Genomic DNA, 15240 nt, shown 5'->3' with positions numbered 1-15240 from the left:
CGCAGGCTTTTATTTATTCAACGCTTCAAATCAGGCACACCCCAGTAACGGGATTGCCAAGGGACGAGTCCCTTGGCCCGCCGGAGGCATAAAGCCTGCCTTACCCCAAAGCCGCCTGCGCCGCCGCCAGACGGGCGATCGGCACGCGGAAGGGCGAAGCCGAGACATAATCCAGCCCGGTCTTTTCGCAGAAGGCAATGGAGGCCGGATCGCCGCCGTGCTCGCCGCAAATGCCCAGCTTGATGCCCGGCAGGGTCTTGCGCCCACGCTCCGCCGCCAGTTCGACAAGCTGCCCCACGCCCTCGACATCGAGGCTGACGAAGGGATCGCGCGCATAGATGCCCTGCTCGACATAGGCCGAGAGGAAGCGGGCCGCGTCATCGCGCGACACGCCCAGCGTAGTCTGCGTCAGGTCGTTGGTGCCAAAGGAGAAGAACTTGGCCTCCTCGGCAATTTCGCCCGCCATCAGCGCCGCGCGCGGCAATTCGATCATCGTGCCGACCAGATAATCGAGCACCTTGCCCTTTTCGGCAAAGACCTGAGCGGCGGTGCGATCCACCAGCGCCTTGAGGATCGAAAGCTCCTTCTTGGTCGCCACCAGCGGGATCATCACTTCGGGTACAACCGCCTCGCCGGAGGCCAGCGCCACATCGACGGCGGCCTCAAAGATCGCGCGCGCCTGCATTTCATAGATTTCCGGGAAGGTGATCCCCAGACGGCACCCGCGATGGCCCAGCATCGGGTTGAATTCATGCAACTCGCCCGCGCGGCGCTTAAGCGTTTCGACGCCAATGCCGATGGCATCCGAAAGCTCGGCAAATTCCGCGTCGCTATGCGGCAGGAATTCGTGCAGCGGCGGATCGAGCAAGCGGATCGTGACGGGAAGGCCCGCCATGATCTCGAAGATCGCCTGAAAATCAGCGCGTTGTTCGGGCAGCAGTTTGGCAAGAGCGGCGCGGCGGCCATCCTCATCCTCGGCCAGGATCATCTGGCGCACGGCCGAAATGCGGCCCGCATCAAAGAACATATGCTCGGTACGGCACAGGCCGATGCCCTCGGCGCCAAAGCTGCGCGCCGTGCGGCAATCCTCGGGCGTTTCGGCATTGGTGCGCACCTTCATCCGGCGGTGCTTGTCGGCCCAGACCATCAGCGTGCCGAAATCACCCACCAGTTCAGGCTCGATGGTCGGCACGGCGCCGCCCATGATGTCGCCCGTCGCGCCGTCCAGCGTGATGATGTCACCTTCCTTCAGATCGCGCGTGCCAATCTTGAGGGTGCGGCTGTTCATGTCGATGCTGACGCTGCTGGCGCCCGAGACGCAGGGGCGGCCCATGCCGCGCGCCACGACGGCCGCGTGGCTGGTCATACCGCCGCGCGCGGTCAGAATGCCCTTGGCCGCATGCATGCCGTGGATGTCTTCCGGGCTGGTTTCGACGCGCACGAGGATGACGCTGTCGCCGCGCTCGGCCCGCGCCTGCGCCGTTTCGGCGTCCAGCACAATCGCGCCCGAGGCCGCACCCGGCGAGGCGGGCAGCCCCTTGCCCAGATAGTCACGCTCCGCCTTGGGATCGAGCGTGGGGTGCAGCAACTGGTCGAGCGCCATCGGGTCGACGCGCTTGATCGCCGTGGCCTCATCGATCAGGCCCTCGCCCACCATATCGACCGCCATTTTCAGCGCAGCCTTGGCCGTCCGCTTGCCGCTTCGCGTTTGCAGCATCCACAGCTTGTTGCGTTCCACCGTGAACTCGATGTCCTGCATGTCCTTGTAGTGCTTTTCCAGCAGTTCAAAGACAGCGGCCAGTTCGGTGTAGGCCTCAGGCATCGCCTCTTCCATCGAAAGCGGCTTGGCCCCGGCGCGTTCGCGGGCAAATTTGGTCAGATATTGCGGGGTGCGGATGCCCGCCACCACGTCTTCACCCTGCGCATTGACCAGCCATTCGCCGTAATAGGCCTTCTCGCCGGTCGCCGGATCGCGGGTGAAGGCAACGCCGGTGGCCGAAGTATCGCCCATATTGCCGAAGACCATGGCCTGCACGTTGACCGCCGTGCCCCAGTCGCCCGGAATGTCGTTCAACCGGCGATAGACCTTGGCGCGCTCGCTTTCCCAACTGTCGAACACCGCGCCGATCGCGCCCCAGAGCTGCTCATGCACATCCTGCGGGAACGGGCGGCCCAGCGCCTTTTCGACGATGGCCTTGTATTCGCCGACAAGCGCCTGCCAATGCTCGGCTTCAAGTTCAACATCGGCGTAGAAACCGTTGTCTTCCTTGACGATTTCCAGAGCATCCTCAAACAGGTGATGGTCAATGCCCAGCACCACGTCGGAATACATCTGAATGAAGCGGCGATAGGAATCCCAAGCAAAGCGCGGATTGCCCGACCCTTGGGCCAGACCTTGCACCGTCTCGTCATTGAGGCCCAGGTTGAGCACCGTGTCCATCATGCCCGGCATCGAAACCCGCGCGCCCGAACGCACCGAAACCAGCAGCGGATTGGCCGTATCGCCAAACTTGCGGCCCGTGGAGCTTTCCACATGCGCCACGCCCGCCGCAACGCCCGCGCGCAGATCGGCGTCAAAGCTTTTGCCGTTGGCGTTATAGGTCGCGCAGACTTCGGTGCTGATCGTGAAGCCCGGCGGCACCGGCAGGCCGATGCCGGCCATTTCGGCCAGATTGGCGCCCTTGCCGCCCGCGATTGTCTTGTCGCGGCTGCGCGGGTCGGTCGAATTGGCGCCACCACCGAAATAGAATACGTATGCAGACATGATTAGACCAAGCCTCCCAGAACGAATCGGCCTTTGTACTTACCCTGCCCCTAGCCCTCGATCCTTGAGAAGTCAGCCACTTTGTGCGTTGCAGCACGCAATTGCGACAAAAGGCCTAGGCGCGCGGAGCGGATCGAGGGGTCTTCGGCATTTACCGTGACGTCATTAAAGAAATCATCAACCGCTGACCGCAGAGTGGCCAGAGCCGCCATCGCGCCGGTAAAGTCCTCGGCGGCGACCGCCGCTTCGGCCTTGGGCGTCGCATCGGCCAGCGCGGCGATCAGCGCGGCTTCGGCAGGTTCGGGCGCAGGATTGGTGACATCGGCGTCCCAGCCCTTCTTCTCCTCGGCCTTGAGGATATTGGCCGCGCGCTTGTAACCGGCCAGAAGGTTCTTGCCATCGTCGGTCTGCACAAATGCCTGCAACGCATGAACGCGGGCGAGCAGGCGGACGAGGTCGTCCTCACCGCCAAGCGCAAACACCGCGTCGATCAGATCGTGGCGGACGCCTGCTTCCTTTTGCTGGACCTTGAGGCGGTCGGCGAAGAAGGTGATGATTTCATCAACAGCCGCCTGAAATTGCACCCACTGCCTGGAAGCCGCATGGACGATCTCCATTGCCTCCTCCTGACCTTGGCCTGCTGGCGGAAACAGTTGATGATTGACTGGACCTCCTGCTTCCAGAAGGAGCTTTCGAAGCGAAACTCGAACCCCCTTTGCCAATATCAAGCCGATTGACGCCAACGTCGCGCGCCTGAGAGCGTAAGGATCTTTTGAGCCAGTCGGCTTTTCCCCGATTAAAAAAAACGCAGCAATGGTATCAATTTTATCCGCCAGTGCCACACACACCGTCACCGGCGCGGTGGGCACATCATCCCCCTGCCCGACCGGCTTGTAGTGATCGCGGATTGCATCGGCCACGGCATCGGGCAGACCTTCGGCCCGCGCATAATAGCCGCCCATCAGCCCCTGCAATTCGGGGAATTCGCCCACCATTTCGGTGACGAGATCGGCCTTGCACAATTCCGCCGCCTGACGCGCCGATGCCGGATCGGCGCCCGGCACAATGCCTTCGCTGGCAAGCCATTCGGCCAGCTTGGCCACACGAGCAACCTTGTCGGCCACCGTGCCCAGCTTCTCATGGAACGTAATCCGCTCCAGCTTCTTCGCCTGATCGGCCAGCGGGGTCTTCAAATCCTGCTGCCAGAAGAAACGCGCATCGCTCAAACGCGCGGCCAAAACCTTGCGGTTGCCGTCGATGATCCCCGCCCCGCCGTCCGTGGCGTCGATATTGGCGGTGCAGACGAAAGCATTGGCCAGCTTGCCCGCCGCGTCTTCGCACACAAAATACTTCTGGTTCACGCGCGCGGTCAACTGGATGACTTCTGGCGGAACCTCAAGGAAAGCCTCGTCAAACCGGCCCAGCAAGGGCTGCGGCCATTCGGTCAGACCGGCATTCTCGATCACCAGCCCTTCATCCTCCACCAGCGTCAGGCCAGCGGCCGAAGCCGCCTCCTTCGCCTTGGCGCGGATGATGTCCTGACGCTCGTTATGATTGACCAGAACATGCGCGGCGCGCAGGTCATCGGCATAGCTGTCGGCGTCCGCCACCGTCACCGCGCCCGACGAATGGAAACGATGCCCCACCGTCTCACGGCCCGATACGATCCCGCCGACCTCACATTCCACCACCGCGCCATCGAGCAGCGCGACAATGCCCTGCAACGGGCGCACCCAGCGCAGGCTCTCGGTGGACAGCGAAGCCGCCCCCCAGCGCTGCGACTTGGGCCAGCTAAACCCGCGCACGATGGCCGGAATCGCCTCGGCCAGCACATCGGCAGTCGCCCGGCCCGGCTTTTCGGTCACAGCGAAAAGCACGCCATCGCGCTCTTCCAACTGCTCACGCGTCAATCCGGTCTTGCGCAGGAACCCGGCCAGCGCCTGTTCGGGCGCCGAGGCTTTCGGCCCCTTCACTTCCTCACGCACCGCCTGCGTCGCCACAGGCAATCCGCGCGCGATCAGCGCCAGACGACGCGGCGTGCTCCACACAACCAGTTCGCCCACCGCAACGCCCGCCGCCGCCATGGCCCCGCGAAACAGCTTTTCCAGTTCGGCCCGCGCGCCTGCCTGCATCCGCGCGGGGATTTCCTCGCTGCGCAGTTCAAGAAGGAAATCGCTCATTTCGTCCACCCCGGAAATTTCACGGCCCATTCGGCCTCGTTCTTCTCGATCCACGCTTCGCACGCGCCCTTGGCCAGATCGCGCACGCGGCCGATATAGCTGGCGCGCTCCTGCACCGAAATCACGCCGCGCGCTTGCAACAGGTTGAAGAGATGCGATGCCTCAATGGCCTGATCATACGCCGCCAGCGGGATCTTCGCCTCGATACAGCGCTTGGCCTCGGCCTCGGCATGGGCAAAGCCTTTGAACAATTGCTCGGTGTCGGCCACCTCGAAATTGTACTTCGACATTTCCTGCTCGTTCTTCAGGAACACGTCGCCATAGGTCAAGCCCGCGTCATTGAAACGCAGGTCATAGACCCAGTCCACGCCCTGAATATACATGGCCAGACGTTCGAGGCCATAGGTCAGCTCGCCCGCCACCGGCTTGCAGTCAAACCCGCCGACCTGCTGGAAATAGGTGAACTGCGTCACCTCCATCCCGTCGCACCAGACCTCCCAGCCCAGCCCCCATGCGCCCAGCGTCGGGCTTTCCCAGTCATCCTCGACAAAGCGGATGTCATGCGCCAGCGGGTCCACCCCAATCGCGGCCAAGGATTGCAGATACAACTCCTGCAAATTCTCCGGCGAAGGCTTGAGGATCACCTGATACTGGTAATAGTGCTGAAGGCGGTTCGGGTTTTCGCCATAGCGGCCGTCGGTCGGGCGGCGGCTGGGCTGCACATAGGCGGCCTTCCACGGTTCGGGGCCAAGCGCGCGCAGGGTTGTGGCGGGGTGAAACGTGCCCGCGCCCATGCGCATGTCATAGGGTTGCAGAATGGCGCAACCCTGCTTGCTCCAGAAATCATGGAGGGTCAGGATCATGTCCTGAAAGCTCAGCGGCTTTTTGGCCAGAGGTGCTGTTTCGCTCATAGGGCCTGCCTTTGGCGTAAGGCCCGCAAAGGGTCAAGGGTGACGGACCAAGGGCGGCAAAAACCCCCGTTTGGCCCGCAAGGGGCGCCATTCCCGCCCGCATTAACCTTTCATTCGCTCATTCGCGCAATCGACAGGGGACGCAGGATCTATATAGGGACCGCCATGTCGAAGGTCATTCTCCCCCGCCTCATCCGCGCCATGGCTTGTGCCTGGGCGCTGCTGGCCGCTGCGCTGGCATTTGTCACGCCGGCCGCCGCCAAGGTCCAGCGCCATCCCACCCCGGTCGCCAGCCGGCAGGTGGCCAGCCCGCATGTCGCCCGCCCGGCCTTGTGGAAAGTGCAGCGCGGGGACACGGTGATCTATCTGTTCGGCACGGTCCATGCCCTGCCCGCCAATATCGACTGGTTTGACGGCGCAGTGGCGCAGGCCTTTTCGGAATCGACCTCGCTGGTGACCGAGATTATCGAGAAAAAGCCGGAGGAAATGCGCGCCATCGTGATGGACAAGGCGATGCTGCCGCAGGGCCAGAACCTGCGCGCCACGCTCTCGCCCACCACGCGCAAGGCGCTGGAAAAGGCGCTGGCGGGCAATGGTCTGGCGCCTGCCATGTTTGACGGTTTCCGTCCATGGTATGCCGCCGTGGCGCTCTCGACCCTGCCCTTGATGAAGTCGGGCTATGATCCGGCCAATGGCGTCGACGGGCGGCTGGTCAAAATGGCGCAGGAGCGCGGGATCGAGCATGTCGCGCTTGAAACGCCCGAATATCAGCTTGGCCTGTTCGATTCGCTGCCCATCGCCTCGCAGCGCGGGTATTTGCGCGAAGTGGCGGTCAATTCGCCCAAGATCACCACCGAACTGGGCGCGATGATCGCGGCGTGGAAAGTGGGCAATGCCTCGCGTCTGGCCAAATTGATCAACGCCGATCAGAGCGACCCCAAACTGGCCGAGGCGCTGCTGCTGGGCCGCAACCGCAATTGGGCGGCATGGATCGCAGAGCGGCTGAACAAGCCGGGTAAGGTCTTCATCGCGGTGGGCGCGGGCCATCTGGCCGGACATGGCAGCGTTCAGGAACAACTGGCCAAACAGGGCATCATCGCCACACGGGTGCAATGATGAAACGGGGCTGGGCCGCCCTTGCCGCGCTCTCGCTGGCGGGGGGAGCGCTCTGGTATGGGCTGCATCGGCCTGAAACGGTCCATCCCGCGCTGTGGCAGATTGAAGGCCCCGGTGGGCAAAAAGGCTGGTTGCTGGGCACGATCCACGCCCTGCCCCGCGCGGCGGACTGGCGCGAGGGCGCGGTGGCGGCGGCGTGGGACGGGGCCGACACGATCATCGTGGAAATCGCCGCGCTGAATGATGATGCGGCCACGGCGCGGGCGTTTCAGGCGCTGGCCCATACGCCCGGTCTGCCCCCGCTGGATGCGCGGGTGGCGCCGCAAAACCGCGCGGCTCTGACGCGGGCACTGGCCGATGCTCATGCCAAACCGGGTGATTTTGCCGATACCGAAACCTGGGCCGCAGCCCTGATGCTGGCGCGCGAGGCGGCGACGGGCAATCCGGCCTATGGCATTGACCGCGCCGTTCTGGCCGAGGCCGGAAGCAAGCGGATCGTCGAGTTGGAAGGCGCCGCCGCGCAACTGGCCATCTTCGACCGCCTGCCCGAAAGCGCCCAGCGCCGCCTGCTGGATGAGACGCTGTCCGACGAGCGGCCCGATACGCAGCCCCCCGTGGATCTGGCCGCCGCGTGGAAAAAGGGCGATGTCGCCACGCTGGCGCAGGAAACCAACCGCGGCATTCTGGCCGATCCGGTCCTGCGCGAGGCGCTCTATACCGGCCGCAACCGGGCATGGAGCGCAAAAATCGCCCAGAGCCTCGCCACCGGCGCGCATCCCTTTGTCGCGGTGGGCGCGGCGCATATGGCCGGACCGGACGGCCTGCCCGCAATGCTGGCCGCGCGCGGCTATCGCGTTACGCGGGTGCAATAGCGGCCCTGGCCCTGCGCGCTTGCTTTTCCCCTGCTTTGCGCCTAAGGGCCCGCGCTTGCCCGGCATGGTCATCCCTGGAGGCGTGTCGGGTGTATTTTGGTTCCAGAAGTTTTGAAAGGCTTGTGTTATGAGCAATACCCTGACCCTGCCGGCCGAGACGCGTGCGAAGACTGGCAAGGGAGCCAGCCGCACCCTGCGTCGTGAAGGCCGCGTGCCCGCCGTGATCTATGGTGGCAATGCCGAACCCGTCGCGATCCACGTCGAAGCCAAGGAGCTGATCCGTCAGCTCAACACCGGCACCTTCTTCGACAGCGTGATCGAGCTGACCGTTGACGGCCAGACCATCAAGACCACCCCCAAGGACGTCGCCTTCCACCCGGTGAGCGACCGTCCCGAGCACGTGGACTTCCTGCGCGCTTAATTGCGACAGGCGCCGCATGAAGCGGCGATGAAACAGGCGGGAAAGATGGCCGGAAACGGCATGTCTTTCCCGCCTTTTCCTTGGCCAAAGGAAATGAATGCGATGCAATTGTGGGTGGGCCTCGGCAATCCGGGCGACCAGTACAGGATGAACCGGCACAATGTGGGCTTTATGGCCTGCGATGTGATCGCCGACATGCATCGCTTTGGCCCGGTGCAAAAGAAGTTTCAGGGCTGGCTTCAGGATGGCCGCATCGGCACAGAGCGGGTGATCCTGCTCAAACCGGCCACCTTCATGAACGAAAGCGGCCGCTCGGTGGCCGAGGCGATGCGCTTTTTCAAGCTGACGCCCGATGCCCTCACGGTCTTTCATGACGAGCTGGACCTGCCCCCGATGAAGGTCAAGGTCAAAACCGGCGGCGGCCATGCCGGACACAATGGCCTGCGCTCGATCGCCCAGCATATGGGGCCCGACTATCGCCGCGTGCGCATCGGCATCGGCCATCCGGGACACAAAGACCGCGTGACGGGCCATGTTCTGGGCAATTACGCCAAGGCCGAAATGGATGATCTGGCCGACATGCTGGGCGCGATTGCCGCCGAGGCGCCGTGGCTGGCCAAGGGCGATGATGTGCGCTTTATGAATGATGTCGCGCTTCGGCTTGGCTGAATTGCCATGCAATATCTGGCGCGCGATACTGGCGCTTTGCTTTATCATTAACCGCGCTTCAACCGTTCCTGTCCCATAGATCGCGCCCAATAGATGGCGCCATCGTTGGGCAACCTGCCCCGCCGCGCCGACAGAACGGGGCATTATGGCACAGACCCAGCAACGTGGGCACCAGCAAGGCATGCAAAAGCAGAACTGGCTGCTGACCGGCGTCACCATCGGCAGCATCATTCTGGCGATTCTGGGCTGGACGCGCAAAGTGGACTGCGGTTGCCCCAAGGATTTGAACGCCACGGTTTCAAGCGCGATCAAGGGTTTGGGCGAAGGCATCGGACAAGGCAACAGCGCAAAGGTGCTGGACGCCAAGGGCATGGCCATCCGTGTGGGCGCGCCCGATGCGGGCAAGGCTGCGCCGCTGGGCCGCTCCGCCGTGCTGGGCACCGGCATCGGCGCTTCGGGCAACCCGGCCAATCTGACCAATACACGCGGCCCGCTGGGCGTCGGGCGCGGGATAGGCACGGGCGTGGCACCTTCGGGCAGCGGCAATCTGCGCGCCGATGGCGCCCCCTTTGACGGCACCGGCGACGGCTTTGCGCGGGGCAATGGCGCCAGCGGCATCGGCGGCACCACATCGCGCGGAACCAGCGGCGGGCCGGGCAATCCCTCTGGCGGATCGGGCGGCGCATCCAGCGGCCAGCTCGGCCCCAACGGCCAATCGGCAGGCGCAACCGGCTCGACAGGCGGCTCTCTGGGCAGCGGTTCGCAGGGGACAGGCTCGACCTCGGGCGGCCAGCAGGCGGTGGCGAGCAGCGGCGGCGCAGGCAATGGATCGAGTGGGGGATCGCCCAATGGCCAGAGCGCCGGTCAGGGCGCCACGTCGGGCGGCGTAACCAGCACCACCAGTTCGACCACTTCGGGCGGCGCGGTTTCCTCAACAGGCGGCGCGACCACCACTGGCGGCACGACGGGCGGGCGCGATCCCTTTGGCCCGCGCGATCCCAATATGCGCCCCGGCGGCGATGGAGCATCCTCGGGCGGGCGCGGACCTGCCGGTGGCACGGATGGGCGCGGCCCGGACGGCCGCGATCGCCCCGGCGCTGGCGGCCCCGACAGCGATGGCGGCAGGGATCGGGACGGGCGCGATCCGGGCGGGCGCGGCAACGGCTGGTTCGACGGCTTCCACTTTGGCGACAAGGAAAAGGGCGCGGGCGCGACCGATGTTCCCGAACCGGGCACCTTTGGCCTGATGGGCATCGGCGTGGCGGGCCTCGGCTTTGCCTCATGGCGCCGCCGCCGGGGCAAGGGCGTGCCAGCCCGCAACCGCGAGGACGGCCCGGCCGAACAAGGCACGGCCTGATCCGGGCGCCCCACTTTTCCCTTGATTTCGCCCCTTGGCTGGACCATCGCGCGCCCATGACAAGGCCCCGCCAAAGCGGGGGCCAATGGCGCGCGCCCGCCTTGCGCAAAGGCAGGCCGCAAGGCGATTAAAAGGATCGAGCGATGGGTTTCAAATGCGGGATCGTCGGCCTGCCCAACGTGGGCAAGTCCACCCTGTTCAATGCGTTGACCGAGACGCAGGCGGCGCAGGCGGCCAACTATCCCTTCTGCACCATCGAGCCCAACGTGGGCCAGGTGGGCGTGCCCGATCCGCGCCTTGACAAGCTGGCCGAGATTGCCGGCAGCCAGAAGATCATCCCCACGCAATTGTCCTTTGTTGACATCGCGGGCCTCGTACGCGGCGCGTCCAAGGGCGAAGGTCTGGGCAACCAGTTCCTTGGCAATATCCGCGAAGTGGACGCCATCGTCCATGTGCTGCGCTGTTTTGAAAATGACGACATCCAGCATGTCGACAACCGCGTGGACCCGATTTCGGACGCCGAAACGGTTGAGACCGAACTGATGCTGTCCGACCTTGAAAGTCTGGAAAAGCGCGTTTCGGCAGCGCAAAAGAAGGCCAACAGCGGCGACAAGGAAGCCAAGATCCTCGTCTCGGTGCTGGGACAGGCCCTCGAACTGCTGCGCGAGGGCAAGCCTGCCCGCCTGACGCAGCCCAAGGATGATGATGAAGCGCGCGTCTTTGCCCAGGCCCAGTTGCTGACCGCAAAGCCGGTGCTCTATGTCTGCAACGTCGAGGAAGAAAGCGCGGCCACGGGCAATGCTTTTTCCGCCAAGGTGTTTGAAAAGGCCAAGGCCGAAGGCGCCACCGCCGTCATCGTCTCCGCCGCGATCGAGGCCGATCTGGTCGGCATGGACCCTGAGGAGCGCGCCGAATTCCTTTCCGAACTGGGCTTGAAGGAAACGGGCCTCGCGCGCATCATCCGCGCCGGTTACGACCTGCTCGGCCTGCTCACCTTCTTCACCGTCGGCCCCAAGGAAGCACGCGCATGGACCGTGGCCAAGGGCTCGAAGGCCCCGCAGGCGGCGGGCGCGATCCACTCGGATTTCGAACGCGGCTTTATCCGGGCCGAAACCATCGCCTATGACGATTACGTCTCGCTGGGCGGCGAAGGGCCGTGCCGCGATGCGGGCAAGCTGCGTCAAGAAGGCAAGGAATATGTCACCAAGGACGGCGACGTGTTCCACTTCAAGTTCAACGTGTGATGAGCGCTGAGTTTCGGACCTTTTTCGAAGATCTTGTACCGGGCGAAGTGCACAAGTTCGGCCGGTATGAGGTCAAGCGCGATGAAGTGATTGACTTTGCCCGCGCCTATGATCCGCATGAATTCCACCTGTCCGACGAGGCGGCGGCAAACAGCCATTTCGGCCGCCTTTCGGCCAGCGGTTGGCACACCTGCGCGATGACCATGCGGATGATGGTGGATCAGATGCATGAAAAAGGCATCGCCAGCATGGGCGGCGCGGGGGTCGATGAATTGCGCTGGAGCGCGCCGGTCTATCCGGGCGACGTGCTGCGCGTGGAATCGGAACTGCTGGAAAAGCGCCGCAGCCGTTCGCGCCCCGAAATGGGCCTGATCCGGCGGCGCAACACCGTGTTCAATCAGGAAAACCGCGCAGTGATGAGCTTTCTCGTCACCGGCATGATCGGCTTACGCGATCCGTCAGCCCCCTTTGAGGATTGACGCGAATTTGCAAGATTACGGGTTCAGGGCGATGGTCATGAAGCAGTTTTTCCGTCTGATGGCCGCCCTGTTCCTGTCGCTGGCCGCGCTGACCCAGCCCGTCGCCGCGCGCGGCAAGGCGCCCGAGCGCATCCCCACGATCCTGATTTCCATCGACGGTTTCCGCCCCGATTACATCAGCCCCGCCCTCACCCCCAATCTGGCCGCAATTGCCGCCAGCGGCGTGTCGGGCACGATGACGCCCTCCTTTCCCACCATCACCTTTCCCAATCACTGGACCATGGCCACCGGCCTGCGCCCGGATCGCCACGGCATCGTCAACAGCGCGATGAGCGATCCGGCCCACCCCGGCGTCATCTTCGGCAAATCCAGCGAGCAGCCCTGGTGGTGGGATGGCAGCGGCGGGCCGGTGCATGTCGAGCCGATCTGGGTAGCCGCCGAGCGCGCCCATATTCGCAGCGGCATCATGTTCTGGCCCGGATCGACCGTGGCCATCGACGGCATCCGCGCCAGCGACTGGCAGGCCTATCACGCCGATCTGCCCAATCATGAACGCGCCGAGGTGGTGCTCGACTGGATGCGGCGGCCCGCGAAAATCCGGCCCGGTCTGGCGCTGCTCTATTTTGGCGATGTGGATGTGAACGGCCATCGCCATGGGCCGGGCTCACCCGAAACCACCGCCGCGATCCGCGATGTGGATGCGGCCATCGGCTATCTGCGCCGGGGTCTGGCGGCCATGCACCGACGGGTCAACATGGTCATTGTTTCGGATCACGGCATGGCCCGCACCATTCCCGACCATGTGATCTGGGCCAAGGATTATCTGGCCAAGGAGGATTACGCTCTCGTTTCCTATGGCGGCATATTGTTCATCAACAATGTGCCGGGGCATGAGGCCAAACTGGCCGAGAGCCTGAAGAAAATGCCTTCTTTCATCAACTGCTGGCGCAAGGGCGAATTGCCCGAACGCTTCCATTACGGGCATAATGCGCGCGTGCCCGACTGGCTGTGCCTGCCCGATCCGGGGGCGCGGATCATGGATGGCAACCCGGAGCACCCCAATGACGGCGGCGACCATGGCTATGACCCGGCCGCCCCCGACATGCGCGCGCTCTTTCTCGCCACCGGCCCGGCCTTCCGCCCCGGCACGCATCTGCCCGCGTTCGACAATGTTGCAATCGAGCCGCTGCTGCGCCGGTTGATAGGTCTGGCGCCCGGCAAGGATCGTGACGGAACGGTGGCGCCGGTGGCAAAGGCGCTGCGGTAGGGCCTATTTCCGCCCGAACAGCTTTTCAATATCCCCATGCGCCAGCTTCACCCAGGTCGGCCGCCCGTGGTTGCACTGGCCTGAACGCGGGGTCACTTCCATCTCGCGCAGCAGGGCGTTCATTTCGGCCACATTGAGCGCCCGCCCCGCCCGCACGCTGCCATGGCAGGCCATGGTGGCCAGCACCAGATCGAGCCGCTCGCCCAGCAAAAGCGCATCGCCATTGGCCGCCAGATCATCGGCCACATCGCGCACCAGCGCCTGAACATCGCCCTTGCCCAGCGCGGCGGGGACCGAGCGGGCCAGCATCGCCGTGGGCCCGAACCGCTCCAGCGCCAGCCCATGCTGGGCCAGCGTGGGGATCGCCTCCTCCAGCCGGTCGCAGCTTGGCTCGTCCAGCTCGATCACCTCGGGCAGGAGCAAGGCCTGCGCGGCGGCCACCTTGTCGCCCGCGCCCGCCGCCTTCAGCCGTTCCAGCACGATGCGTTCATGGGCCGCGTGCTGGTCCACGATCACCAGCCCGTCCTCGGCCTCGGCGATGATATAGGTGTTGGCGACCTGTCCGCGCGCCACGCCCAGAGGATGGCGGACCGCCTCGGGCGCCGCTTCCTGCGCAGCCTCGGCACGGCCCATCGGCAAATCCTGCGCGGGGGCCATCACCTGCGCCTCATAGCCGCGCCATGCCGCGCCCGCCTCGCTGACGCGGTTGGGAACCGAGGAATAGTTGGGAGCATATTGGCGGGCGAAGAGGCTCGACAGGCTGGGCGCCGGGGCGGGCGCAATCGGCTCAACCTGCGCAATGCCCGATGTCCAAGCGGCCATCGCGGGCGCTGCGGGGGTCTGGGCGGTCTTTTGCCCCGCCCCTTCCAACGCATGGCGCAGGCCCGAGACGATAAAGCCCCGGATAAAGGAGGGATCGCGGAAACGTACCTCAGTCTTGGCGGGGTGGACGTTCACATCCACCTCCTCGGGCGGCACGTCGAGGAACAGCGCCAGCACCGCATGGCGGTCGCGCGCCAGCATATCGGCATAGGCCCCGCGCACCGCGCCCACCAGCAGGCGATCCTTGACCGGGCGACCGTTGACGAACAGATATTGGTGATCGGCCACGCCGCGATTGAACGTCGGCAGGCCCGCCACGCCCGTCAACCGCGCAGGGCCGCGCTCCAGCTCGATAATCACCCCATCCTCGGCCAGTTCGCGCGCGACGATCTGGGCCACGCGGGCAGGACCAGTCTGCCCCGGCTGGACCGACAGGACGCGGCGCCCGTCATGCTCCAGCACAAAGCCCACCTCGGGCCGCGCCATGGCCAGACGGCGCACCACATCAAGGCAGGCGGCATATTCGCTGCGCCCGCTGCGCAGGAATTTGCGCCGCGCCGGGATTTTGGCGAAAAGGTTGTCCACCCGGATGCGCGTGCCGGGCGGCAGCGCGGCGGGGCCGTCCTCGACCACCTCGCCATGATCGACCACCCGGCGCCAGCCCTCGGCGGCGCCGCGCGGGCGGCTCTCGATGGAAAAGCGCGCGACGCTGGCGATCGAGGGCAAGGCCTCGCCGCGAAAGCCAAGGGTCGTGACCAGTTCGATAGCCTCGTCGGGCAATTTAGATGTCGCGTGCCGCTCCAGCGCCAGCGCCATCTGGTCGGGCGCCATGCCGCAGCCATCGTCGGTCACCTCAATGGCGTCCAGCCCGCCATCGGACAGGCGCACGCTGATCTGGCCAGCGCCCGCGTCGATGGAATTTTCCATCAATTCCTTGAGTGCGGAGGCAGGCCGCTCGACCACTTCACCGGCGGCAATGCGGTTGACCAGATTTTCAGGAAGGCGGCGGATGATCGGCATGGACCCCGTATAGAATGCCTTGACGCAAAGCACAGGACGCCGCAGCGAGAATTTCCACCGATTTTCCGCAAATGCATGGGGCCAATCGCCACCGCGTTGGTGCAATCGTCACACGAAT

At 64.8% G+C, this 15240-nt stretch carries 11 protein-coding genes and 1 pseudogene; 8 read left to right on the top strand and 4 right to left on the bottom strand.

Annotated features, from left to right (window positions below; translation table 11 throughout):
• Window positions 1-100: 100 nt before the first annotated feature.
• From ppdK to PQ457_RS05565, 3 genes are read right to left on the bottom strand one after another with little or no spacing between them, the layout of a single operon-like run.
• Window positions 101-2764 carry a pyruvate, phosphate dikinase gene (ppdK, locus tag PQ457_RS05575; RefSeq protein ID WP_273618756.1) on the bottom strand — a complete coding sequence of 888 codons (2664 nt, stop codon included), beginning with the start codon at window positions 2762-2764 and terminating at the stop codon, window positions 101-103.
• A 50-nt stretch (window positions 2765-2814) separates the two neighbouring features.
• Window positions 2815-4944 (bottom strand): glycine--tRNA ligase subunit beta, encoded by a 2130-nt coding sequence (gene glyS, locus PQ457_RS05570; RefSeq protein WP_273618755.1) that lies wholly within the window; start codon window positions 4942-4944, stop codon window positions 2815-2817.
• On the bottom strand, window positions 4941-5855 hold the full coding sequence (locus tag PQ457_RS05565; protein ID WP_273618754.1) for a glycine--tRNA ligase subunit alpha: 915 nt from the start codon (window positions 5853-5855) through the stop codon (window positions 4941-4943). Before PQ457_RS05565 ends, glyS begins: the two co-directional genes overlap by 4 nt.
• Before the next feature lie 201 nt (window positions 5856-6056).
• Between PQ457_RS05565 and PQ457_RS05560 the strand changes: the two genes are divergently transcribed.
• The 8 genes and pseudogenes from PQ457_RS05560 (at window position 6057) to PQ457_RS05525 (ending at window position 13280) form a co-directional block, all read left to right on the top strand.
• A complete protein-coding gene (locus PQ457_RS05560) occupies window positions 6057-6971 on the top strand; it encodes a TraB/GumN family protein (protein ID WP_273618753.1) in 915 nt (304 codons plus the stop codon).
• Window positions 6968-7843: a TraB/GumN family protein gene (locus PQ457_RS05555; RefSeq protein ID WP_273618752.1), complete on the top strand. Its 876-nt coding sequence runs from the start codon at window positions 6968-6970 to the stop codon at window positions 7841-7843. Before PQ457_RS05560 ends, PQ457_RS05555 begins: the two co-directional genes overlap by 4 nt.
• Before the next feature lie 127 nt (window positions 7844-7970).
• Window positions 7971-8258, top strand: a pseudogene (gene rplY / locus PQ457_RS05550) (50S ribosomal protein L25); the annotation flags it as partial.
• 108 nt (window positions 8259-8366) lie between these two features.
• On the top strand, window positions 8367-8933 hold the full coding sequence (gene pth, locus PQ457_RS05545; protein ID WP_273618751.1) for an aminoacyl-tRNA hydrolase: 567 nt from the start codon (window positions 8367-8369) through the stop codon (window positions 8931-8933).
• A gap of 181 nt (window positions 8934-9114) precedes the next feature.
• Window positions 9115-10290 (top strand): PEP-CTERM sorting domain-containing protein, encoded by a 1176-nt coding sequence (locus PQ457_RS05540; RefSeq protein WP_273618750.1) that lies wholly within the window; start codon window positions 9115-9117, stop codon window positions 10288-10290.
• 143 nt (window positions 10291-10433) lie between these two features.
• Window positions 10434-11534 (top strand): redox-regulated ATPase YchF, encoded by a 1101-nt coding sequence (gene ychF, locus PQ457_RS05535; protein ID WP_273618749.1) that lies wholly within the window; start codon window positions 10434-10436, stop codon window positions 11532-11534.
• Window positions 11534-12013, top strand: a complete 480-nt coding sequence (locus tag PQ457_RS05530; protein WP_273618748.1) for a MaoC family dehydratase — start codon at window positions 11534-11536, stop codon at window positions 12011-12013. The genes ychF and PQ457_RS05530 overlap by 1 nt, the downstream gene beginning before the upstream one ends.
• A 37-nt stretch (window positions 12014-12050) precedes the next feature.
• Window positions 12051-13280 (top strand): alkaline phosphatase family protein, encoded by a 1230-nt coding sequence (locus tag PQ457_RS05525; RefSeq protein WP_273618747.1) that lies wholly within the window; start codon window positions 12051-12053, stop codon window positions 13278-13280.
• 3 nt (window positions 13281-13283) lie between these two features.
• On the opposite strand, the gene mutL is transcribed toward PQ457_RS05525, so the two are convergent.
• Window positions 13284-15122, bottom strand: a complete 1839-nt coding sequence (gene mutL, locus PQ457_RS05520; RefSeq protein WP_273618746.1) for a DNA mismatch repair endonuclease MutL — start codon at window positions 15120-15122, stop codon at window positions 13284-13286.
• Window positions 15123-15240 lie beyond the last annotated feature (118 nt).

The sequence above is a fragment of the Novosphingobium humi genome (assembly GCF_028607105.1).
Taxonomy (GTDB): Bacteria; Pseudomonadota; Alphaproteobacteria; order Sphingomonadales; family Sphingomonadaceae; genus Novosphingobium; species Novosphingobium humi.
This window is presented reverse-complemented; position numbering and strand designations above follow the sequence as displayed.

Bases quoted from the DNA above. Each gene is read 5' to 3' on its own strand.
- ppdK (WP_273618756.1), bottom strand. From the start codon at position 2,764: ATGTCTGCATACGTATTCTATTTCGGTGGTGGCGCCAATTCGACCGAC.
- glyS (WP_273618755.1), bottom strand. From the start codon at position 4,944: ATGAGCGATTTCCTTCTTGAACTGCGCAGCGAGGAAATCCCCGCGCGG.
- PQ457_RS05565 (WP_273618754.1), bottom strand. From the start codon at position 5,855: ATGAGCGAAACAGCACCTCTGGCCAAAAAGCCGCTGAGCTTTCAGGAC.
- PQ457_RS05560 (WP_273618753.1), top strand. From the start codon at position 6,057: ATGGCTTGTGCCTGGGCGCTGCTGGCCGCTGCGCTGGCATTTGTCACG.
- PQ457_RS05555 (WP_273618752.1), top strand. From the start codon at position 6,968: ATGATGAAACGGGGCTGGGCCGCCCTTGCCGCGCTCTCGCTGGCGGGG.
- pth (WP_273618751.1), top strand. From the start codon at position 8,367: ATGCAATTGTGGGTGGGCCTCGGCAATCCGGGCGACCAGTACAGGATG.
- PQ457_RS05540 (WP_273618750.1), top strand. From the start codon at position 9,115: ATGCAAAAGCAGAACTGGCTGCTGACCGGCGTCACCATCGGCAGCATC.
- ychF (WP_273618749.1), top strand. From the start codon at position 10,434: ATGGGTTTCAAATGCGGGATCGTCGGCCTGCCCAACGTGGGCAAGTCC.
- PQ457_RS05530 (WP_273618748.1), top strand. From the start codon at position 11,534: ATGAGCGCTGAGTTTCGGACCTTTTTCGAAGATCTTGTACCGGGCGAA.
- PQ457_RS05525 (WP_273618747.1), top strand. From the start codon at position 12,051: ATGAAGCAGTTTTTCCGTCTGATGGCCGCCCTGTTCCTGTCGCTGGCC.
- mutL (WP_273618746.1), bottom strand. From the start codon at position 15,122: ATGCCGATCATCCGCCGCCTTCCTGAAAATCTGGTCAACCGCATTGCC.